Origin of the sequence: Enterocloster aldenensis, assembly GCF_003434055.1 — a bacterium.
In the GTDB taxonomy this organism is placed as follows: Bacteria; Bacillota; Clostridia; order Lachnospirales; family Lachnospiraceae; genus Enterocloster; species Enterocloster aldenensis.
This window is the reverse complement of the sequence record NZ_QVEX01000005.1, coordinates 97,009-120,180: the sequence shown is the minus strand read 5'-3', so window position 1 is coordinate 120,180 and position 23,172 is coordinate 97,009. Positions and strand designations below refer to the sequence as shown.

Annotated in this window: 22 protein-coding genes; 20 read left to right on the top strand and 2 right to left on the bottom strand. The window is 50.0% G+C overall.

Going from position 1 to position 23,172, the window contains the following annotated elements:
• Positions 1-11 precede the first annotated feature (11 nt).
• Positions 12-1,541 (top strand): coproporphyrinogen dehydrogenase HemZ, encoded by a 1,530-nt coding sequence (gene hemZ / locus DWX59_RS12350; protein WP_117559518.1) that lies wholly within the window; start codon positions 12-14, stop codon positions 1,539-1,541.
• A 3-nt stretch (positions 1,542-1,544) separates the two neighbouring features.
• Here the strand turns inward: hemZ and DWX59_RS12345 are convergent, their stop codons facing one another.
• Positions 1,545-2,411, bottom strand: coding sequence for a LysR family transcriptional regulator (locus DWX59_RS12345; protein ID WP_117559516.1), 867 nt, complete (start codon positions 2,409-2,411; stop codon positions 1,545-1,547).
• Positions 2,412-2,536: 125 nt separating this feature from the next.
• Here DWX59_RS12345 and DWX59_RS12340 point away from each other — a divergent pair, with 125 nt between their 5' ends.
• From DWX59_RS12340 to aspS, 19 genes are all read left to right on the top strand, one after another.
• Positions 2,537-3,253 carry an AzlC family ABC transporter permease gene (locus DWX59_RS12340; protein ID WP_180215752.1) on the top strand — a complete coding sequence of 239 codons (717 nt, stop codon included), beginning with the start codon at positions 2,537-2,539 and terminating at the stop codon, positions 3,251-3,253.
• The gene (locus DWX59_RS12335) at positions 3,243-3,557 is read left to right on the top strand and encodes an AzlD domain-containing protein (RefSeq protein ID WP_117559512.1); all 315 of its coding nucleotides are present in this window, start codon (positions 3,243-3,245) and stop codon (positions 3,555-3,557) included. The genes DWX59_RS12340 and DWX59_RS12335 overlap by 11 nt, the downstream gene beginning before the upstream one ends.
• A 152-nt stretch (positions 3,558-3,709) precedes the next feature.
• Positions 3,710-4,669 carry a uroporphyrinogen decarboxylase family protein gene (locus DWX59_RS12330; RefSeq protein ID WP_117559510.1) on the top strand — a complete coding sequence of 320 codons (960 nt, stop codon included), beginning with the start codon at positions 3,710-3,712 and terminating at the stop codon, positions 4,667-4,669.
• Positions 4,670-4,755: 86 nt separating this feature from the next.
• A complete protein-coding gene (locus DWX59_RS12325; protein WP_117559508.1) occupies positions 4,756-6,177 on the top strand; it encodes an ABC transporter substrate-binding protein in 1,422 nt (473 codons plus the stop codon).
• 112 nt (positions 6,178-6,289) lie between these two features.
• Positions 6,290-7,159, top strand: a complete 870-nt coding sequence (locus DWX59_RS12320; RefSeq protein WP_117559506.1) for a carbohydrate ABC transporter permease — start codon at positions 6,290-6,292, stop codon at positions 7,157-7,159.
• 13 nt (positions 7,160-7,172) lie between these two features.
• Positions 7,173-8,015 (top strand): carbohydrate ABC transporter permease, encoded by an 843-nt coding sequence (locus tag DWX59_RS12315; RefSeq protein ID WP_117559504.1) that lies wholly within the window; start codon positions 7,173-7,175, stop codon positions 8,013-8,015.
• 299 nt (positions 8,016-8,314) lie between these two features.
• On the top strand, positions 8,315-9,082 hold the full coding sequence (locus tag DWX59_RS12310; RefSeq protein ID WP_117559503.1) for an amidohydrolase family protein: 768 nt from the start codon (positions 8,315-8,317) through the stop codon (positions 9,080-9,082).
• A 61-nt stretch (positions 9,083-9,143) separates the two neighbouring features.
• A complete protein-coding gene (locus tag DWX59_RS12305) occupies positions 9,144-9,926 on the top strand; it encodes a sugar phosphate isomerase/epimerase family protein (RefSeq protein ID WP_166460208.1) in 783 nt (260 codons plus the stop codon).
• 11 nt (positions 9,927-9,937) lie between these two features.
• Positions 9,938-10,885, top strand: coding sequence for a 3-hydroxyacyl-CoA dehydrogenase family protein (locus tag DWX59_RS12300; RefSeq protein WP_117559499.1), 948 nt, complete (start codon positions 9,938-9,940; stop codon positions 10,883-10,885).
• Between the two features lie 26 nt (positions 10,886-10,911).
• Positions 10,912-11,994 (top strand): TRAP transporter substrate-binding protein, encoded by a 1,083-nt coding sequence (locus tag DWX59_RS12295; protein WP_117559497.1) that lies wholly within the window; start codon positions 10,912-10,914, stop codon positions 11,992-11,994.
• A 35-nt stretch (positions 11,995-12,029) separates the two neighbouring features.
• Positions 12,030-12,518 (top strand): TRAP transporter small permease, encoded by a 489-nt coding sequence (locus DWX59_RS12290; protein WP_117559495.1) that lies wholly within the window; start codon positions 12,030-12,032, stop codon positions 12,516-12,518.
• Positions 12,515-13,795, top strand: a complete 1,281-nt coding sequence (locus tag DWX59_RS12285; RefSeq protein ID WP_117559492.1) for a TRAP transporter large permease — start codon at positions 12,515-12,517, stop codon at positions 13,793-13,795. The genes DWX59_RS12290 and DWX59_RS12285 overlap by 4 nt, the downstream gene beginning before the upstream one ends.
• A 39-nt stretch (positions 13,796-13,834) precedes the next feature.
• On the top strand, positions 13,835-14,623 hold the full coding sequence (locus DWX59_RS12280; protein WP_165642761.1) for a cyclase family protein: 789 nt from the start codon (positions 13,835-13,837) through the stop codon (positions 14,621-14,623).
• A gap of 81 nt (positions 14,624-14,704) precedes the next feature.
• Positions 14,705-15,427, top strand: a complete 723-nt coding sequence (locus tag DWX59_RS12275) for a FadR/GntR family transcriptional regulator (RefSeq protein ID WP_117559488.1) — start codon at positions 14,705-14,707, stop codon at positions 15,425-15,427.
• A gap of 265 nt (positions 15,428-15,692) precedes the next feature.
• On the top strand, positions 15,693-16,538 hold the full coding sequence (locus DWX59_RS12265; protein ID WP_117559484.1) for a tyrosine-type recombinase/integrase: 846 nt from the start codon (positions 15,693-15,695) through the stop codon (positions 16,536-16,538).
• A gap of 308 nt (positions 16,539-16,846) precedes the next feature.
• Positions 16,847-17,185, top strand: coding sequence for a hypothetical protein (locus DWX59_RS12260; protein WP_147325808.1), 339 nt, complete (start codon positions 16,847-16,849; stop codon positions 17,183-17,185).
• A complete protein-coding gene (locus DWX59_RS12255; RefSeq protein ID WP_117559480.1) occupies positions 17,172-17,441 on the top strand; it encodes a hypothetical protein in 270 nt (89 codons plus the stop codon). The genes DWX59_RS12260 and DWX59_RS12255 overlap by 14 nt, the downstream gene beginning before the upstream one ends.
• Positions 17,442-17,585: 144 nt before the next feature.
• Positions 17,586-18,851 carry a histidine--tRNA ligase gene (gene hisS, locus DWX59_RS12250; protein WP_117559478.1) on the top strand — a complete coding sequence of 422 codons (1,266 nt, stop codon included), beginning with the start codon at positions 17,586-17,588 and terminating at the stop codon, positions 18,849-18,851.
• Positions 18,852-18,866: 15 nt separating this feature from the next.
• Positions 18,867-20,681 (top strand): aspartate--tRNA ligase, encoded by a 1,815-nt coding sequence (gene aspS / locus DWX59_RS12245; protein ID WP_117559476.1) that lies wholly within the window; start codon positions 18,867-18,869, stop codon positions 20,679-20,681.
• Between the two features lie 365 nt (positions 20,682-21,046).
• On the opposite strand, the gene DWX59_RS12235 is transcribed toward aspS, so the two are convergent.
• Complete coding sequence (locus tag DWX59_RS12235) at positions 21,047-23,038, bottom strand: sigma 54-interacting transcriptional regulator (RefSeq protein WP_117559474.1); 1,992 nt, start codon at positions 23,036-23,038, stop codon at positions 21,047-21,049.
• Between the last annotated feature and the right edge of the window lie 134 nt (positions 23,039-23,172).

Genomic DNA, 23,172 nt, shown 5'->3' with positions numbered 1-23,172 from the left:
GCAGGACTTATATGATTGGATTATTAATACAGGATAATGCATATGAACAGGACATCAGAGAACTTCTGATGTCCTTTTATCCGGGGGAAACCTATGCCCATGAGGTTAGGGATGAACTGTGGTTTTACGTGGAGACAAGGCTGGGGCAGGGGGAAATCTCGGTCCTCATATGGGACAGGGACGGCGGCGGGGATGGCGGCAGGAATGGACTGGATCAGGGCAGGGGCGAGGATTGTCCGGCCGGGACAAGCCCGGAGGAAGAAGGACCTGTATCCTGGAAACTGGCAATGGCCCGTACCGGTGCCTCCGACCTGTCTGACCACTCAGCCACCAAGAATGTGGTTAAGAAGATGTTCTATCAGATGCTTATGGAGCGCACGGGAACCAGGCTTCCCTGGGGTTCCCTTACAGGAATCCGTCCCACCAAGATTGCCCTTACCAGGCTGGAGGAAGGCTGGAGCGGGGACGATATACGCTCCTTCATGAAAGAAACCTACATGGCCAGCGATGAGAAGATTAACCTGAGTTTGGAGATTGCGGCCAGGGAAAAGAAGCTGCTTGAACCCCTGGATTATGAGAGGGGATACAGCCTTTACGTGGGAATCCCGTTCTGTCCCACCACCTGCCTGTACTGTTCCTTTACCTCTTATCCCATCAGCAAATGGACGGGGCGCACAGGGCTTTATCTGGAGGCGCTGTTTAAGGAACTGGAATACACCGCAGGGAAGATGAAGGGACGCCCGCTGGATACCATTTATTTTGGCGGCGGCACGCCGACGTCCCTTCCGGCAGAAGATATCCATGCCATCTTATGTAAGCTGGAAGACCTGTTTGACACAGCGCACGCCCTGGAGTTTACCGTGGAAGCCGGACGGCCGGACAGCATAACTGAGGAAAAACTGCAGGTGCTGAGGGACCATGGGATTACCCGAATTTCCATTAATCCCCAGACCATGAACCAGAAGACCCTGGATCTGATTGGACGCCGTCATACCGTGGAAATGGTTAAGGAGCGGTTTTGGATGGCAAGGGAGATGGGATTTGACAACATCAACATGGACCTGATCATGGGACTTCCTGAAGAGGATATGGACGATGTGCGCCATACCCTTCATGAGGTAAAGAAGCTGGCGCCGGACTCCCTTACCGTCCATTCCCTTGCCATTAAGCGGGCTGCCCGCCTGAACATGTTTAAGGAACAGTACGGGGACCTGAAAATCAGCAATACGCCTGAGATGATTGACCTGAGCGCGGCATGCGCCAGGGAGATGGGGATGGAGCCATATTATCTCTACCGCCAGAAGAACATGGCCGGCAACTTTGAGAATGTGGGATACTCCCTTCCGGGCAAGGCCTGTATCTATAACATCCTTATCATGGAGGAAATGCAGACCATTGCGGCCTGCGGCGCCGGCACCACCACCAAGGTGGTGTTCCCATCTGAAAACAGGCGGGAACGGTGTGAGAACGTGAAGGAAGTGGAGCAGTATATCAGCCGGATTGATGAGATGATAGGGCGCAAGGAGAAAATCCTTGCCTAATTCCTATACCTTAAAGTAGTCCAGTATATAATCGATGAAATATCTGCTGGCAATGGGCAGCACCTTCTTATTTTTATATACCAGGGCCAGGGTGCGGGTGACTTGGGGATAGATGGGTTTGGTAACGATGTTCTGGTGATACCCCTCTAATACCAGGTCATAGAGACTGGAGACACCCAGGCCCTGCTCCACCATGGACATGATGGTGTAGTCATCCACTACCGTGTACTGTATGTTGGGGTTCAGTCCATGCCTGTAAAAGGCGGACAGGGGAACGCTCAGTTCCACTCCCTCATCCAAAAGGATATAGGGCAGGGACGCCAGGGTCTTCAGGGAGATGGATTCTTCCCCTGCCAGATAGTGGTCCGGCGGAAGGACGGCCTGCATGCGGTCCGTACACAGGGGGATGATGGTAAGCCTGGATGTGACGTCCGGATTGGTAAAGCCAAAATCAACGCTTCCCTCCGCCACCCACTGGCAGATGCTGGTGTAATCCCCCTGCCGCAGGATGAACTGTACGGAGGGATACATTTTCTTGAATTCCTTTATGAACCTGGGGAGCCAGGTACGGCTGACGCTGGTAAATGTCCCAACGCGTATCAGGCCCCGTTCAAGTCCCTGCATTTCCTGGCATTTTACGTCTAATTCACGTCTGGCATTGCTGACTGACTGTATGTAAGGCAGATATTCCCTGCCGTCCGGCGTCAGCTCTGCGCCGGTCTTGGAGCGCAGGAACAGGGTGGTATTCAGTTCGTGTTCCAATGTGCGTATCATCTGGCTTACGGCAGACTGGGTGTAACCTGACTCGGCCGCTGCCTGGGTAAAACTGCCGGTTTCCACAATCCTTATAAACACATCATATCGGTTCATGGCCATCTCCTTTCATCATTTCCTAAACATAAGTCAATCTAATGTATTCATTATAAACTTTCGTTTTTCTTATTTCAATCCCAGAGTTATAATAAAGCCATCACAAAATACAAGTGGGAAAAACAATGGATACAAAGAATTCATTTTGGCTGAAAAAGGGAATACATGACGGGATACCGATTGCCCTTGGGTATCTGTCCGTGGGCTTTACCCTTGGCATAACGGCCCGGCACGCAGGGCTTACGCCCTTCCAGGCAACCATTACCAGCCTGTTCATGAATGCCTCGGCAGGAGAATTTGCAGGCTTTACCATGATTTCCGGGAAGGCCGGATATGTGGAGGCCGGAATCATGATGCTGATCATCAATGCCCGGTATCTCCTGATGTCATGTGCCCTGAGCCAGAAGCTTGGAAGCAGTGCATCCGTGCTTCACCGCATGCTTATGGGATATGATGTTACGGATGAGCTGTTCGGCGCATCCATCCTGGTTCCGGGAAAGCTGGATCCCTGTTATTATTATGGGATGATGCTTATATCCATGCCCGGATGGGCGGCAGGCACATGCCTTGGCGTGGTTGCGGGGAATGCCCTTTCTGAGGGGCTTGTGAGCGCCCTGGGGGTAGGGCTTTACGGAATGTTCCTGGCAGTGATTGTGCCTCCGGCTGCCAGGGAACGGGTCCTGGGCGTACTGATTGCAGTTTCCATGGCTGCCAGTTATGCCATGTCCATACTGTGCAGCGGTATCTCACCGGGTACGCGGATCATGGCGCTGACCGTCATCATAGCCGGGGCGGCAGCCATACTGTTTCCGATAAAAGAGGAGAGGGAAAATGGAGCATAACGTATATATCTACATATTGGTCATGGGAGCCGCCACTTACCTGGTTCGGGCGGTTCCGCTGATTTTCATCCGGCATGAATTAAAAAATACAATGATCCGGTCATTCTTATATTATGTGCCGTATGTGACACTGGCGGTAATGACATTCCCGTCCATCCTGGAAGCTACCAGAAGTCCTGTATCGGCCCTGGCGGCCCTGATTACAGGAATCCTTGCGGCGCTGGCCGGGGGAGGACTCTTAAAGGTGTCGGCTGCCTGCTGCATTGTGGTTTATATAAGCGAGAGGGTTTTGAGCGTATTGTGAAAAACTACGGAGAAAAAGATGGAAAATGTGTCGCAAATAGTCGAAATGCACATAAAAAATTCCGAATATATTGAAAATTTCACAAGTATGTGATATTATTTAGAAATGAAAAAAGTATATTCGGTGAAATAAATATAAAGGAGTAAAGGGACGTGAAGAAAAGAGAGCGAGTTTTTGCGGCAATGAAGAATCAGCCCGTGGATAAGGTTCCCAGCTATTTTACCATGCATTTTCCAAGGGAAGTGGCATTTGGTGAAGCTGCCGTGGAGGAACATCTCAAGTTTTTTAAAGAGGTAAATCCGGATATCCAGAAAATCATGAATGAAAACCTGGTTCCCAATATGGGCTCAATCAAGACACCGGATGACTGGAAGTGCATCAGGAGCATTTCCCTGAATGACAAGTTCATGCAGGATGAAATCGAACTGGTGAAGCGGGTGCTGGACCGGTGTGACATGGATGCCTATAACATCGGCACGCTCCACGGCATTGTGGCGTCCACCATCCATCCCATTGAACCGGATTATGGATATATGCCTGTAAGGCAGCTGCTGGTAAGCCATCTGCGTCAGGATAAGGCGCCGGTGCTGGATGCCATGAAGCGGATTGCCGACGGGCTGTGCCAGCTGGCCGGGAAGTTTGTGGAACTGGGCCTGGACGGAATCCTGTATGCGGGACTGGGCGGTGAGCGTTTCCTGTTTACGGACCAGGAATTTGAAGAATACATAATGCCGTTTGATAAGCAGATCATGAATGCGTGCCTGGAGGCAGGCGGGAACAACATCCTGCACATGTGCAAGACCGATGTGAATTTTGACCGGTATAAGAGCTATAAGGGCCTTTATACCATTGCCAACTGGGGCGTGTATGAGGCCGGTTTAAGCCTGGCGGAGGGACGCAGGATATTTACGGACTGTGCAATCATGGGCGGGCTCTCCAACCATATGGGTCCGTTGATTGAGGGCACTGCGGATGAGATAAGGGAAGAGGTAAGACGCGTGGTGGCGGAGGCCGGAAGGACCGGGTTTATCCTGGGTACGGACTGCACCATTCCCACAGGAACATCCTATGACCGTCTCAGGACCGCGGTGGATGCCCTGGAAGGGCTGTGACCGTCCATGCGGCAGCCGGAATCCTGTAAGCAATATAATGTTAATATAAAAGCCATGGAAGACCATGGTGGGAGGGAGATTCTAATATGAAGAAACGAATTTTATCAGCAATCCTAATCGGCTCAATGGTGCTGTCGGCAACGGCCTGCGGCGGTTCCGGCTCTGACAAGCCTGCGGATACCGCGGCGCCAAAGGAAACACAGGCACCGGCAGCCGATGGGGGCAGCCAGGCGGCAGGGGAGGACAAGCAGGCCTATCCGGATGGCACCATGACCATTTACGCTTATGGACAGCCCCAGTATCTGCAGATTTACTTTGACAACTGGCTGGAGCGCAACCGTGATATCGCGCCGGGTGTAAAGATTGAGATTGTCCAGACCAAGGATGTCAATGACGCCCGTGAGAAAATCAGTATGACATACCTGTCCGGAGCCATGGACGACCTGCCAACCGCTACCATGATAGACCCGGTTAGCCTCATCGACCTGGCAAAGGGCGGTATTGTGATGGATGTGACAGACGACATCTCCCCGCAGGTGCCCAATATGGTTGACGGCGCCTGCAGCGACGCCACCCTTGGCGGGAAGATTTACGGATATCCTGATTCCGTACGTCCCCAGCTGCTGTTCTATAACCAGAGGATTTTTGACAAATACGGCGTTGACCCTGCTCAGATGGAAACCATCGAGGGCTGGATTGAAGCAGGACGCCAGTTAAAGGAAAAGAGCAATGGGGAGACATACCTTTCCTATATCGATCCCACAAGCCGTACCTGGCGTTATTATGGACGCCGCGGTCTCATGCCCCAGGCGGACGCCCATATCTGGGATGACCAGGGCAATGTGGTAATCGGAAGCGACCCAGGCGCCAAGCTGGCATTTACAACACTGGATACACTCTGCCAGGAAGACCTGCTGTTTAAGTCCGCAATCCTGGAGCCGCCCATGTATGATTCCATCCGGGAAGATAAGATTGCAACCTTCTATATCGGTGCATTCTGGGATGAGTTCCTGCGCCTGAACGTACCGGAGACGGCCGGGGACTGGCGTGTGATGAAGGCGCCTGTGTTCAAGGAAATCGGAACCGGGGGAGCGCCTGTCTCACAGTACTGGGCAGTCATCAACAATCCGGACGACCCATATACCTCCCTGTTCCAGAAGCTGTGGTATGATTTCCAGTTTGATAATGATGCCCGCAAGGAATGGGTCAATGAGGTTGAGTCACAGAACGGACCGTATGCGAACCCGGTATCCCTTTCCATGCTGGAAGACCCATTCTGGAAAGAACCATCTGATTTCTACGGCGGTCAGTCCTTTAGGGAAATGGAAGGAAAGGGACTTGAGAACAGTTCCAAGAACCTGGTGGTGACACCACAGGATGCGGAAGCAGACACCATTATAAGCGCTGAGCTGGAAAAGTATGTTGCAGGAGATCAGAGCATGGACGATGCGATTGCAAATATGCAGAAGAATCTGGAAGCGAAGATTGGAAAGGCAACAATCGAATAATCTTCTTGGATAGTTAATCTGAGGGGAGTCAAATGGCGCGGCACGGAGCAAGGCACTGAATCAATCCGTGCCGCGCCTGTTATATTTATATGAGAAGAAGGGGTGGCAAATCATGGCTAAATTTCTAAAACGGTACCGGTATCCTTATCTGTTCATCATGCCCTTTTTTATTCTGTTCCTGGTGTTTCAGCTGGTACCCAATCTCTGGACCGTGTATATCAGCCTGACGGAGTGGAACGGAATTGGGGAGCCGCGGTTTACCGGCGCGCAGAACTACCGCATGCTTTTTAAGGATTATATGTTTTGGGATGCGCTTAAGAACACGGTGATTTACTGGATTACAGGTGTCATACTGATACTGGCCCTGGGGCTTCTGATATCAGGGCTGCTCAATTATAACAGGCTAAGGGGCAAGGCATTTTTCAAAAGCGCCACCTATCTGCCTAATATCTGCGCAGTGATTGCCATGGGCATTATTTTCAGCATGCTGTTTGAGAAGAATACCGGCCTTATTAACGAGGTCATCTTTGCCATGGGCGGAAACAAGGTAGACTGGCTTACAGGCACCAGGTTTTCCAAGATTCCGGTCATTGCGCTGAATGTATGGAGGAATACTCCCTGGTTTACCATGATACTGCTGTCAGGACTGCTCAACATATCGCCTGAATATTATGAGGCGGCAAAGGTGGACGGGGCCAATGCATTCCAGCGTTTCTTCAAGATTACGCTGCCCTCCCTGTCCAATGTCATGTTTTTCTGCTTCATCACACTGACTGCTGACAGCTGGAAGATATTCAATGAGCCATTTATGCTGCAGGGGCCTGGTACGTCCAACGTATCCTTGTTCCAGTACATGTATGAATCTGGTTTCAATGTGTTTAAGCTGGGATATGCAAGTTCAATCGGCTGTATGCTGACCCTTATCCTGCTGATTGTTTCCGTTATCCAGTTTATCATCCGCATGAAACAGGGCGAAGTATAAGGGAGGTGGGTATATGGGTTACAGAACAAGAAGGCAGCTGGTGGATATACTGGTACATACGCTGCTTATCATCATAGTTATATTTTCCATGTTCCCAATCATATGGATGTGCATGATTGCACTGAAAGGAGCAGGGGAGAGCGTCAGCGGATTCAATTCCCTGATTCTTAAGAATCCTTCCCTGGGGAACCTGAAACGTCTTTTCGAACTGCTTCCTAACTTCTGGAAGAACTTTTATAACAGCGTGTTCACCACGTTTTTCGGCACGGTCACATCCCTGTTTTTTTGCTCCCTGGCTGGTTTTGCGTTTGCAAAATACAAGTTCCCGGGCAATAAGACATTGTTTTATTTCTGCGTGGCAACCATGCTGATCCCGCCTGAGGTGGGTTCAATCCCCATGTTCCTGGTCATGAGGAAGATGGAGCTGATTAACAGCCTGTGGTCCCTGGTCATCCCGAGGATGGCAACTGCAATCGGTATTTTCTACATGAGACAGTACATCATGGATGTGCCGGATGAAATCATCGAGTCGGCCCGCATTGACGGCTGCCATGATTTTAAGATTTACACCAGCATCGTAATGCCCATTATCAAGCCTGCGCTGGCTTCCTGGGGCATCCTGACAGTCATAGCCAGATGGAATGATTTCTTCTGGCCCCTGATTTTCCTCCGCAAGAGCGAGAAATATACCCTGATGGTGGCGATTACCATGCTTCCCTTCAGCGAGGGCATGTCAACGCCATGGCCTGTCACCATGGCCGGGACCGCACTGGCAACCCTGCCGGTCATTATCATCTTTATTGTGTTACAGGCCTTTATGAAGGATGGGCTGACCTTGGGGGCGGTGAAAGGGTAGGCGCGTACTGGTCAGGGATAGATTGAGGCTTGATGGATAATAAAGACATGGATATTGTGATTTTAGAGTGAGAAGCACTTCCTGCGGGAGGTGCTTTTTAAATTTAGTTTAAAAATTTTTGTATATTATGCTGCAAAAATCAGTAGCATATTTGCAAAATTTAGACAAAAATAAAAAATGCTCTTGTAAATGCACGTAAAGTATGTATATAATATAACCAAGTTAGATAGGTTATATGAGATGACTCATTAATTGCAATCTTAAGGTCAGGATATCTGACCGGCAAAGGAGGAAATGCTATGATAATTGACGCAGATGTGCATCTTTCGCCCCTTCGTGAGTATGAGACCAACATGAACGCTGAGATGCTCATGGAATCCATGGAAGAAGCGGGAGTTGACAAGGCCCTCTGTTGGGTACACAGGCCCTACATCCGGTCCATGCTGCCGGAGGTACAGCGCTACCTGTATGAATCATCCAAACGGTATCCTGGGAAAATCCTGGGTTTTGGCTGGGTTGACCCAAGGCTGGGACAGGACAATGCCAGGGATGAGCTTCACCGGTGCCTGTATGAGTATGGATTTTATGGTGTCAAATTTAATGGGGCACAGAATGAACATATGAATGATGATTCGGAGATGGTACTTCCGCTGGTAGAGGAGGTTGCCAGATGCAATGCGGTGCTGGCGCTGCATACGGGCGCGGATGCGTACGAGGGTACCCATCCTCACCGGGTAAGGAACATAGCAAAGCGGTATCCGGAGTTAAAAATCCTTATGGTGCACATGGGAGGAGCGGCCCTCTCAGACCTTAGCGCATCGGCCATCGAAGTGGCCAAGGAGTGCCCGAACGTAACAATCATAGGCAGCGATATAAGAGCCAGGTCCCTGCTGAAAGGAATCCGTGAGGTGGGCCCGGACCGGATATGCTTTGGAAGCGACACGCCATTTGAAGTAATGAGGGCGGAGGTTGCCAAGTATAAGGCCCTGCTGCAGGGCGTTGTGGGTGAAGAGGAAAAGGAGTTGATATTCCACAAAAATATAAGCAGGGTGCTGGGGATTGGATGATATATCCGGGAAACCGGATATGGTGTCTGCCAATCATGCTGAGCGGAGGGGGATTGGGTATATGGAGATTGGCTGTTGTGTATCGGTAGGGAATATTGAGAAGATTCCTGAATGTGGTTTTGATTTCGTGGAGCTGCCGGGAAGGGAACTGTTTCAGATGGAACCCGGCCGCATCGCCGCATTACGGCGCAGTCTGGATGACCGGGGCCTTAGGTGTAAGAGCCTGAATGCATATTGTCCGGATCATATCATCATGGCTGGGCCAGGACAGAACCTGGATGAGGCAAGGGCATACGCCAGGAAGATAGCTGCCTATGCCTCAGAGCTGTCTGTGTCCCAGGTGGGAATCGGATCGCCCGGATCCAGAAAGCTGCCAAAGGGATATGACAGGGCCCTTGCCAATCAGCAGATGGAGGAGTTCCTGCGGTATACGGTGGACGAGTTCGCAGCCTATGATATATATGTTTCCCTGGAGGCAGTGGGAGAATGCTACTGTAATTATATTAACCATCTGGAGGAAGCAAAGGATATGGTGGAAACAGTGCAACATCCTTTCCTGCGCCTGGTTCTGGACTTTTATAATATGGAACAGAGCGGGGAGGCCGATATGGACCTGAAGCAATATATACCATTTGCCGCACATGTACATATATCGGATGATGAGGGATGTCCGGACAGACGCGGTTTCCTGAAACCTGACAAATATGCCTGCCATGAAAGACGGCTTCATAATCTGATGGAGGCTGGATATGACGGGACCGTCAGCCTGGAGGTGGATGGTCCGCCGGATACCCAACTGTGTGTCCGGTCCTGTTATTTCCTGAAGAAGGTATTGAACTGTTAAAGGAGATGTTTATGAGAGATAGTATAGTGATTATGGGAGGCGGCCTCATGGGCAGCGGGATAGCAGCAGTCAGTGCACTGGCTGGAAATCCCACTATTATTGTGGATGTGGATAGGGATAAGGCAAAAGGGGGTGTGATGGATGCCTTAAAATGTGTGCGGGAGCTTTGTTCCAATGGTCTGGCTTCTGACCGGTCGGCAGAACAGGCAGAGGGACTGCTTGAGCCGGAGGCAGATATGGCTGCGGCATTAAAAAAAGCCAACATGGTAATTGAGGCTGTATCAGAAAATCTTGAATTAAAGCAGACGGTTTTTAAACAGCTGGATGAACTGCTTCCCAGGGAAATCCCTATCACCTCCAATACATCAGGACTTCGGATATCTGATATTGCAAGATATACAAAGTACCCGGAACGCACGGTTTCTACTCATTTTTGGTTCCCGGGACACCTGATTCCGCTGGTTGAGGTAGTGGTTGGGGAACACACGGATATCCAGGTGGCAAAACAGGTTAAGGAAAGGTTGGAAACATGGGGAAAGTCTCCTGTCCTTGTGAAGAAGGATCTGCCGGGCCAGCTTGCCAACCGGATTTATCAGGCAATCATAAGGGAAGCCATCCAGATCGTATCCATGGGACTGGCGGATGCAGAGGACGTTGACACGGCAATCAAGATGGGTATGGGGCTCAGGTTCCCTATCATGGGGCCGCTGGAACATATGGATACCATTGGCCTGGAATTGACAGCTTCTGTCCAGGACACGGTGCTGCCTGAGATATCGGCAGCCAGGTCGGCTTCCACGTATCTGGCAGGGCTCATTGAATCTGGCAGACGCGGTTATAAGGATGGTCAGGGGTTCTATGACTGGTCAGGAAAGGATATGGAGGAAATTACGGAAAAGAGGAACAGGTACCTGATGAAGGCCATACAGTTATTAAAAACAAGCAATGAAACACTATAATATCAATCAGATAAAGGAGTGGAATTATGAGGAAAAGAAGAATTGCCATATTATTGGGGGCAGCAGTCATTGCATCCACGCTTACAGGGTGTTCCGGTAAGGCGCCGGCCGGTACCCAGGCAGTGTCGGAAAACAACAAAGAGACAGACCCCAAAGCCCAGGCAGAAGCAGAGGGAAAGCCGGAGGCAGAGGCCCAGTCCGGTGAAACAGTGGTTATCAAGTTTGGGCACAACTATTCCGTGGATCATCCGGCAGAAATTGTAGGACAGTGGATGGGCGGCCAGCTGGCAGAAAAATCAGGAGGAAGGATTGTGCTGGAGACCTACCCGTCAGGGCAGCTGGGAACATCTAATGAATTGATGAACAGCGTTACCAATGGAACCATAGAGAGCTGTGTCACCTCCACCTTTGGTACTCTTGAAAAGAACATTTATACAGTGGAGCTTCCCTATCTGTTTTCCGGCTTTGACCATGTCAAGAAGTTCATGCACAGTGAGGAATCCGCACAGCTTCTGTCCCAGCTTGATGCAAAGGGGGTCCATGCAAATGGATGGTGGCCCGTGGGATGGAGGAACATAGGGAATAATAAACGTGAAGTCAAATCACCAGCCGACTTAAAGGGACTTTTAATCCGGGCATTTGATAATGAAATACTGATAGATACCTTAAAGGCCCTGGGAGCCAATACCACTGTGATGAATGTGAGCGAGGTGTATGTGGCACTTCAGACCGGCGCTTTGGACGGGGAGGAGAATCCATTCCTGAACACCTATACCATGAGCTTTTTTGAAATTGAGAAATACAAAACAGAGACCCATCATATGATGAACTTTGACGTGGTTGCATTTAACCAGAAGTTTTGGGATTCCCTGTCAGCCGAAGACCAGAAGCTGATTGATGAAGTGGTTGCCGAAGGCTGTGATATGTACGCTGACCTGGTTGCCGAATCGGACGATAAGTACCGTGGCCTGTTGGAAGAAGGCGGCGTGAAGATAACTCCCATTGAAGATTATGCGCCTTGGATCCAGGCAGTCAGACCTGTCTATGAAAAATGGGAGAAGGAGTTGGATGCTGACCTGATCCAAAACGTAAGGGACATGGGGTGGTAACCTGGTTAAAAGCTTTGTAAATAGGAGTACTTAAAATGATGAAAGTGTTGCAACGTATTAGTGATTTTTTAAATACCGTGACAAAGGTACTCGGGATCATCTGCCTTGCAGGAATGTTTGCAGTCATAATCGCCAATGCGGTGATGCGGTATGTGTTTAACACGGGTATCATATGGGCCTATGATGTGCTGAGGGTCCTGATGATTGCACTGGTATTCTTCTGCACATGCATGGTTTACCACGAGCAGGAACACGTAAAGTTCGTGGTGCTCTACGACCACTATCCCCCAATGTTGAAACGGATATTCCAGATACTGCTCAATGCAGCCGGAATCCTGTTCTTTGGGGTGTTAGGGTCAGAAGGATTAAAATTAAGTATCAGCCTGTGGGAAACCAGGCTGGCCTCCTCCGGCATATCAAATTTCTGGCTGTACATATTTTTTTCACTGAGTATGTTTGTGCTGATTGTCCATTCTGTCAGGTTTATATCTGAGGAGGTTTTGGGAAAGGAGGCGGAGACGTGAATGTAACACTTGTACTGCTTATCGTGCTGTTTGCTGTTCTGGCAGTGATTGGAGTGCCTCTGGCTTTGGCCCTTGGACTGTCAACCTTTGTTTCACTGGCCCTGACAACGGATATGCTGCTGGTTGTCATTGCGCAGAAGGTCCAGCTGGGTGCGGATTCTTACCTGATGATGGCGGTGCCGTTATTTATCCTGGCAGCCAATATTATGAATTATTCAGGCGTGACAGAACGTATCTTCCGCTTCGCCAGGGCCATTGTAGGAAGCATGCCCGGGGCATTGGGACATGCCAACGTGGTTGCCAGCGTGGTTTTCGCCGGTATCTCGGGCTCCGCCATCGCAGACAGCGCCTCCTTGGGGAATATCGAAATCAAGTCCATGGAGGACCAGGGATATCCCGCAGAATATGCGGCAGCCATTACCGTGGCATCAGCTACCATCGGCCCAATCTTCCCGCCCAGCATACCGTTGGTCATTTATGCAGGCATAGCCAGCGTTTCAGTTGGAAAACTGTTTATGGGCGGCGTGGTTCCCGGATTGATTATTGCCCTGGCGCTTATGGTGCTGAACCATATCCTGTCTGTTAAAAATAAATATCCAAGAGATGAGCGGATGACGCCCATACAGATATGGGACTGTTTCAGGGAATCCTTTCTTCCCATCCTGTCCCCTGCAATCATCCTGTTTGGCATAACATTCGGTTGGTTTACCCCTACCGAGGCAGCCGCAGTCATTGTGCTCTATGCATTTATTCTGGGTTTCTTTGTGTACAAGGAACTGAAACTGTCCTATCTTCCCAGGATATTTAAGGAAACCATGATGACCACAGGAATTGTCATGTTCATTGTAGCTGCTGCCAATGCTTTTTCCTATGTGCTTACCATTTGTAAGCTGGGAAACGTACTGACCGACATGGCGGCAGCCATGCCCAATGCCATTACATTTATAATTGTGGTCAACGTCCTGCTTTTAATCCTGGGCATGTTCATGGAGTCAACGGCAATCCTTATTGTCATCACTCCTGTGCTGGTGCCGGTTGCACAGGCCATGGGTATTGATCTTGTTTATTTTGGGGTCATGATGGTCCTGAACCTGATGATAGGGCTTGCCACACCGCCTTTTGGAATGGGGCTGTTTACTGTGAGCCAGGTGGCTAAACTGCCGGTAGAGAAGACGGTTAAGGCAATCCTTCCATTTATCCCCGTCCTTCTTGTGGTGCTGCTCATGATTATCTTCATGCCCGCCCTTGTTACCTGGCTGCCGTCAATTGTTATGTAGGAAATAAAAATATAATAAATAGAAATGGAGAGAAACTTTATGTCAAAGTATATTGATTGTACCATGCCGTTTTATGATTACATGCCTGTGGGGAATGTTTGGGCATGGGATGTACCCTTCCGCACGGAACCAATTACCACCCATGAAAAGAATTCTTATGAATTATGGATGATTACCATGCATTCTGAGACAGGAACCCGGCTTATGATCAAGGCAATGCAGGATCCCAACGCGCCTACTGTGGACAGGCTTCCCCTAAATGAATTCCTGAACCGTGATGCGGTGATACTGGATGTCCCATGCGGCATGGACGGCGCCGTGACAGCAGAACAGGTCCGCAGTGCGGCGGGGAATGCAGATATCAGGAAAGGGGATATATTCATCCTGAGGACAGGCTGGGGTGACGATGAGCGTTATCTTGAACTGGGTGATGCATATGCCAGGAGGGGACCCTGTATTTCCAAAGAAGGGGCAGAGGAACTTTGCAGGATCATGCACGAAAATGAATCCAGCCTGGCTGGTTCCGATGTTGCATACTGGGGCAGGGGTGATAAGTATCAGGGACCGCTCTGGGCCGACAGGCCGGCCTGGGAAAGAAACCCCTTCCCATCCATCGAGGCAAGACGTTTCCTGGCTCAGTATACGGCTGAGAAAGCCATTGAGGACTGGGAATCCCCCAATGTAATGACAACCAACAATATAAGCTTTATCGGCGCAATGGTGAATCTGAACCAGATATCCAAGATGAGGGTAAAACTTTCCGTTGTTCCCATGAAGTTAAAAGGCGCCAGAGGTGCGCCGTGCAGCGTGATAGCAGAAGAAATCTAAGGGCTAATCTTGTTTTATCCCCTGAATTGTGGTACTTTATAGGGAAGGGGATAATAAAATTTGAAGGATTTGAGGTTATAGATGCAGACTTCCAATACATTAGGGTTTGAACCCGCAGTAGTACAAAAAGCTTCAGAGGAAATTGTAAACCAGATTCAGGATTCGATATTAGCAGGAAAACTGAAACCGGGGGATTCACTGCCGCCGGAACGCGAATTGATTAAGATGTTTGCCAGAAGCAGGCCGACGGTCAGGGAGGCCCTCAGGGTCCTTGAGATGAAGGGGCTGATTTCCGTGACCGGAGGAGGGGGCACCGTTATATGCAGGCCCGAGACCTCACAGCTTGAGGAGACACTTAAGATTATGCTGGCCATGCATGATATTACCCCGGAGGAGATGTATGATGCAAGGAACATGCTGGAGCTGACCACAATCCGTTTCGCGGCAAGTAAACGTACGCAGGAGGACATCGGGGAGCTGAAGGAACTGATTGAACGGGAGAAAGCCTGTGTGGATAATATAGAACTGTTCACATCTCTGGACCGGGATTTTCATGAGCTGATTGCAAAAGCATCTAAGAACAGTATATTTGAGATTCTTGTCAGGGCATTGCGAAACCCCATGCAGAATACAATCGCACATAGTATCATGCGTATGGGGCCGGATAATTATAAGAAGGAGCAGGATATCCTGATTCAGTGCCATATGGAGATACTGCAGTGCATTATCGACCAGTCGGAGACAAGGGCGGTTGAATGCATGAAAGAACATATAGACCAGTTTAAGCGGATTAATAAGCAGTGACATGTAAAGAGACATGTGGCAGACAGATACATATTTCGAAGAATCATCGCATGGAGGGCCGCCTTGGAAATAGGTGGCCCTTCAATGAAACAGCAGGCCAAGGGTACACCGGATACTAAAATCATCCGGTGTCTTTTATTTTCAGGACCAAATCCCCCTCCCCATGAGGTCAGCCGGTTTTCCTCCTGCCATCCGTATAATCATTTTATTTTGGGCAATATAAGTATAAAATGGATTATTACGACAATGCAAAAGGAGGATTTATATGCAGGAAAATGAAATCGTAAGGGCTGATATACTTGGTTTTAGAACGTATCTGATTAACATGGAACGCTCGGCGCGGACCATTGACAAGTATTGCAGGGATGTTGGGGCATTTATACAATATCTTGCACCGGGGAAATTGGTGACCAGGGAAACGGTCATAGAGTATAAAAGTTATCTGCAGGGGGCGTACAAGATATCAAGCGCCAACTCCATGCTGGCTGCGCTGAACTGTTTTTTTCATTATAAGAACTGGGACAGGTACAGGGTAAGCCAGTTTAAGGTGCAACGCCGTCTGATGGGAGGCGAAGAGCGGAGGCTATCCAAGGAAGAGTACGCAAGGCTGGTGACAACGGCCCTGCATCTGGACAACCAGAGGCTGGCCATGATTATGGAGACCATAGGCAATACGGGGATACGCATAAGCGAACTGCCTTTTATCACAGTGGAAGCCCTGGATACGGGGCGGGTGGAGATATATAATAAAGGGAAATTCAGAACCATTTTCATGATTGAAAAACTGCGGTGCCGTCTGCGCGCGTATTGCCGTGATAACGGTCTGACTTCCGGTCCTGTGTTTGTCACGTCGGGAGGTATGTCCGTGAACCGCAGCAATATATGGGCGGAGATGAAGCGGCTGTGCATTAAGGCCGGCATCCCGGAACAAAAGGTATATCCCCATAATCTCAGGCATCTGTTTGCCTATACCTATTATGGGGTTGATAAGGACCTGGTCCATCTGGCGGATATATTGGGGCATTCAAGTGTTGAGACTACCAGGATTTATACTATTTCAACCGGGGAAGAGCAGCAGGAGGTCATGCAGAAAATGGAAATGATTATATAAAAAAGAAACGACATAATACATATTATGTCGTTTATGGATATAGGGACAAAAACACGATAAACATGATAATTAAGATATCATAGAAACATATCCGTTAGCGGATATGAAATAAATATTGTCTGACATTCATTTTGTGGTATAATGTGTATATGGATTTTTGTTTACGGCATAGGATATAGGCTGGTTTTATCTGATTTAAAACATAATATGTATTATGTCGTAAAACAGTCTGTCCGTCTGCTGGCGGCAGCTTGATGTATAAGCACACCCGAAAGGAAGGATTGGATTATATGGAGGATAGGGACAAAATGAATGGTAATGGAATGGAAAAAGGGACAATCGGACAGGACAGCCAGCTGCGGGGCGGAGGCGGTCTGCTGGAAGACCTGGCCGCAGGCCTTGAATGTCTGTACCTGTCAGACCTCAGGTACGGTTATTGCCAGTCTGCGCTGCGGTTCGTGCTGCCCTGCCTGGATCCGGGACGGTACAGCATTGAGGAATGGAACCGGGCGGCCGCATATATCATGGGAACGGAATGCGCCTATCCGGACAGCGCCAAGGCAAGGGAGGCCCTTGTGGCATTTTCAAGGGAAAAGGCTGAAAACGGTATATACAGAAGCCGGGAGGAATGGTATGGGAACAGATAATGATAAAATCCATGTGTGCGTCCGTTTAAAGAAGGATGAGGAGGATTATCTGTGCGGGATTGCCTCTGTCAGGATAAGCGACGGGATTACCATCTGCGGTATCAGGATTTATTACTGCCGGGGGAGGTTAAGCGTGGTTTATCCTTACCTGATAAAGGAAAATAAAAGGCTGCCGGTCCTTGTCCTTGGCAAAGAGGAAAAGGAACGGCTGACAGCCCTGATCCTGGATGCATTTGAATATGAACGCCTCAGATAAGAGGGAAGCATGCCAAAATTCTTCGATTTTATGGTAAATTTATGTGAAATACATCTTATTTCCCCAAAACACTTGCAAAATCGTGAAAGTTCATTAAAATATATGTATTGACTAAAATCAGAACGATAGAATGGGAGAATGCATATGGCATTGGCGAAGAAACCGGTTACCGGAATGAAGGATATCACTCCTGCGGAAATGCAGATCCGCGAATATGTGATGGACCAGATTAAGGAGACATACAGGGGATTTGGATTTTCACAGATAGAGACTCCCTGCGTGGAGCATATAGAGAACCTGACCAGCAAGCAGGGCGGGGATAATGAGAAGCTTATATTCAAAATCCTGAAAAGGGGGGACAAGCTGAACCTGGAAACCGCCGGGTGCGAGAACGACCTGACGGACAGCGGGCTGCGCTATGACCTGACCCTTCCCCTTTCACGCTATTATGCGAACAATGCGGCCAGCCTTCCAAAGCCCTTCAAGGCATTGCAGATGGGCAGCGTATGGCGTGCCGACAAGCCCCAGAGAGGGCGCTTCCGCCAGTTTGTCCAGTGTGATATCGATATCCTGGGCGATGCCACCAGCCTTGCTGAAATTGAACTGATTCTGGCCACCACCACGGCCCTGGGAAAAATCTGCCCGGACAACGGATTTACAGTGAGGATCAACGACAGGGAAATCCTGCGGGGAATGGCCCTCTACTGCGGGTTCCGGGAGGAATCCATGGACCAGGTATTCATTATCCTGGACAAGATGGATAAGATTGGATTCGAGGGCGTGGAAAAGGAACTTCTGGAGGCAGGACATCAGAAGGAAAGTGTTGACAGATATCTGGACATGCTTAAGAATGTGACAAAGGACGCGGCAGGCGTGCGCGCGCTTGGCGAAATGCTGGGGGAGGTCATGCCCTTGGAGGTAAGTGAGAACCTGGCCCACATCATGGACACGGTTACCGAGGTGGCCGAAGCCGAGTTCGGGCTGGAATTCGACCCCACCCTGGTACGCGGGATGTCTTATTACACAGGAACCATTTTCGAGGTATCCATGGAAGGGTTCGGCGGCTCGGTTGCAGGCGGCGGACGGTATGATAAGATGATTGGCAAGTTCACAGGCATGGAGACACCGGCCTGCGGGTTTTCCATCGGGTTTGAGCGCATTGTAACCATTCTTCTGGAGAATGGTTTTGAAGTGCCGGGCGCGTCGGATAAGAAAGCATTCCTCTTTGAAAAGGGTGTGGACAGCGCTGCATTGGCCGGTGTGATACGTGAAGCCATGGCAGAGCGTAGAAAGGGCGTCCAGGTCCTGGTTGCCCAGATGAATAAGAATAAGAAGTTCCAGAAGGAACAGCTCAGTAAAGAGGGATACACGGATTTCAAGGAATTCTACAAGGAAAGCCTGAAGAAATAAAAAGGAGATAATATCATGGCAGAATCAATGATGGGTTTAAAGCGGTCCCACAGATGTACAGAAGTAACAACCGCTGATATCGGCCGGGAAGTGACCGTTATGGGATGGGTCCAGAAGAGCAGGAATAAGGGCGGGATCATATTCGTGGATTTACGCGACCGTTCCGGTATCCTGCAGATTATATTTGAAGAGAGTGACTGCGGTGCAGAGGACTTTGCAAAGGCAGAGAAGCTGAGAAGCGAGTTCGTGGTTGCCGTTACAGGCCGTGTGGAAGCACGGTCCGGCGCTGTAAATGAAAACCTGGCCACGGGAGCCATTGAAGTAAGGGCTCATTCCATGAGGGTGCTGGCAGAGTCTGAGACGCCGCCTTTCCCCATTGAGGAGAACTTAAGGACCAAGGAGGAGCTTCGCCTTAAGTACCGTTTCCTGGACCTTAGAAGACCGGATCTCCAGAGAAACCTGATTACCAGAAGCAGGGTGGCGACCCTTACCAGGGCATTCCTGGCAGAGGAGGGGTTTCTTGAGATTGAGACACCGACCCTGATTAAGAGCACGCCGGAAGGCGCCCGCGATTATCTGGTGCCAAGCCGTGTGCACCCAGGTTCCTTTTATGCGCTGCCCCAGTCGCCCCAGCTGTTTAAGCAGCTGTTAATGTGTTCCGGTTATGACCGTTATTTCCAGCTGGCACGCTGCTACAGGGATGAGGACCTGAGGGCGGACCGCCAGCCGGAGTTTACACAGATTGACATGGAGCTTTCCTTTGTGGATGTGGATGATGTGCTGGATGTGAATGAACGTCTTTTACAGAAGCTGTTCAAGGAAATCTGCAACTTTGATGTACAGCTGCCCATCCAGCGCATGACCTGGAGGGAGGCCATGGACCGCTACGGCTCTGATAAGCCGGACCTTCGTTTTGGCATGGAGCTTAAGAATGTGTCCCAGGTTGTGAAGGACTGCGGATTTGTGGTATTTAAGGGTGCTCTGGAGAACGGCGGTTCTGTCCGCGGCATTAACGCAGAGGGACAGGGCCATATGCCAAGGAAGAAAATTGACGCCCTGGTGGAATATGCCAAGGGATTCGGGGCCAAGGGCCTTGCCTATGTGGCTCTTGCAGAAGACGGTTCCTTTAAGTCCTCCTTTGCCAAGTTCATGACGGATGATGAGATGAGGGCCCTGATTGCCGCCATGGACGGAAAACCAGGCGACCTGCTGCTGTTTGCCGCTGACAGGGACAAGGTTGTATTTGATGTGCTGGGCAGCCTGCGTCTGGAACTGGCAAGACAGCTGGACCTGTTAAAGAAGGATGACTTTAAGTTCCTTTGGGTAACTGAGTTCCCGCTGCTTGAATATTCGGAAGAGGAAGACCGCTATGTGGCCATGCACCATCCATTTACCATGCCCATGGATGAGGATATACAGTATATTGATACGGATCCGGGACGTGTGCGCGCCAAGGCTTATGATATCGTGCTGAACGGTGTTGAGATGGGCGGAGGTTCTGTCCGTATCCATCAGGCGGATATCCAGTCCAAGATGTTTGAGGTGCTGGGCTTTACGCCGGAACGTGCCAATGAGCAGTTCGGCTTCCTGTTGAGTGCGTTTAAGTACGGTGTGCCGCCCCATGCAGGTCTGGCTTATGGCCTGGACCGCGTTGTCATGCTGATGGTGGGTGCTGACAGTATCCGTGACGTAATCGCATTTCCTAAGGTTAAGGACGCGTCCTGCCTTATGACGGAAGCGCCGGGCGAGGTGGATGAGAAGCAGCTTCAGGAGCTGGGTATAGAGATTGCGGCTGGGGAAGCGGAGGCTGAAGGAAACGGGGCAGAATAGCCCCGGGCTTAAAGGACCCGGAATCAATAGTCCCGGGATTGACAGCATATAGAAATGATCTAAATTTAGATGAGGATGTCCGGATGGTTAGATGATAGGCCAGGGGACATCCTTATTTTTATTATAGTACCAGGTATTGTTGATGTCCTGCCAGCTGTTAGTCACGCGGCCGTTAAGACAACCTTTACCCTTGGCTTATCGCCTAATGACCATTTCTCTGCCTCATTGATGTATTCCGCGCTTTCAACCGTGTATTCCCTGCTGGTGGTGCTGGCGGTTACGGTCCCCGGGGCTTCCCCGGCCTTAGGCGCTTCATCATAGGAAAATGTCAGCTTTACCGTATCAATCTTTTCCGGGAAGCGCTGTTATCCGCGGCTCATGAGGATTCCCAGTTCCGTGGCCTCACACCCGCCCCTGGTGCGGTGGACCTTGATATATCCCGCATCTGCCAGCTTCCTTAAGACCGTGCGTATTTTTCCCTCCGTCAGGCTGACACCCTGCTTTTTCAGCTGCTCCATTACCGTGCTCCGGCCGATGCGGGGATGGGAGATGATCAGGGAAAGGATATGCTTTTCTGTTACATCAAGGGAGGTCTGTCGGCTCAGTATCTGGTTTAATATGTAGCCGGGCAGGTCGCCCAGGGGAATGGGCTCCCGCTGGTAGATGCAGGAGAAGTAATTGCTCAGGTTGCGTATCTCCTGCGCATTCCCGGGCCAGTCATATTGTTTTAGGAAGGCGGCCAGGTTGCTGGTGAGCACATCCTCCATGACAAGGGATGGGTCCTTAAAGGCATCCCTTAGAAAGGTATTTAACAGGAGGGGGATATCGTCCCTGCGCTGCCGGATCGGCACTGTATTCAGGGAAAATGTGTTCAGGAGAAAGAACAGGTCGTCTAAAAAACGCCCTTCCAGCACCAGGCTGTATAAATCCGTTGTGGTGGTTGCTATCATCCGCACATCCAATGACAATGGCACGGAACTGCCCAGGGGCATATAATACCCGTTCTGAAGCACGTTCAGCAGCAGCTGCTGGGTCTGCAGGGCAGTGTGCTGGATTCCGTTAATAAGCAGTGTTCCCCGGCAGGCGGCCTGAAAGGCCCCCATATGCCGTCTGGTTCCAAGGGATGGATTTTCCTCTGTCCCCAGCAGCTCCGCCTCAATGCCGGATGGGTTCAGGGATGAGAAGTTCAGGGATATAAAAGGGCCGCCATGCCGTCTTGAATTGCGGTGGATGGCCTGGGCCAGCATTTCCTTTTCCGTGCCGCTTTCCCCCTGGATGATGACCGGAAAATCATTGAGGGATATCCTGCGGGCCGTGTCAAGAAGATGGGACTGGGTGGGATTCCTGGTAATCATGTTGTTGAAGTCATACAGGGTCCTGGCGCGGAAAGGAAAAGCAGCGTCCCCGGCCCCGGGTCCCTGCTCATCACAGACAGAGGCGTGCATCAGATATAACTCGGCCTTGGGATTCAGGCTGAACTTCTGGAACCACAGGCGTATGCGCCCGTGTCCCGGCTGGCTGATGATGGTTTCCCTCTTGTTGGGGAAATCGTAATCAATCCCGTAGGACCGCAAAAGCGCACAGAAGTTACAGCCGGACAGGTTCTTTTCCTTAAATCCTGTCAGCTTTTGGAAGGGCTGGTTCACCATCTTGATCATCCCGGTTTCATCCAGAAGGCAGAAGCCTTCAGACACATTGTCAAGGATCATCTGGGTAATCTGTTTCATGTCCAGGGCGTGGCTCAGCTGCTGGTTGGAGAGCTTTAATACCTGTACAATGTGGCTCATATAATTCCTGGTCACCTCATCGGCCAGGCTGGTGGGCAGATGGAAGCAGGCGATGATCTCATTGATGGTGGAGATATCCACCACCCGGTTGCCAATGTCAATGACCGTGGTGAGGGTGGAAGGGACCAGATGCAGCTCCCCGGGGGTAACCCCGTAATGGATGCTCTCATCCGGGTTAGTGCAGCCAGGATACCAGGGAAGGAAACGGTATTGGGAAAAACCGAATTCCTGGAGCTGCAAAATGACCTCGTGGGCATTGTTTTCCGTATCATTAATCAGATAGACGGATGAACCGGGAGGAATCTGGAGGATTTTGTGGAGATAGGTATGATTGAATGTGCGCATACAGACCAACTGGTATACATGTTCGGGAATCGGATAAGGCAGATTATCCTTTATGTTCTCCGTGGAAAGCAGGATACAGTCCGCATGGTCCAGGATTTCAGGGGTGATATCAGCGCCCCGGGCAGACTGGATGGTCAGGTACTGATTAAAAATAGAGGACAGATAGGATGAAATGCCTATTTTTGCCACCGGATTATTGGTTAATATCAGTAATTTCTTTTTCATGAATACGCCTCCTGTATATTAGGTTGATTATATCGCATAAAAACCATATAAACAACCTAATACATTAATAAAATAAGAAATATAAGAAAGTAAAAAGGTTTTTACCTCATAGGATTTGACAGCGGTACGTTAAT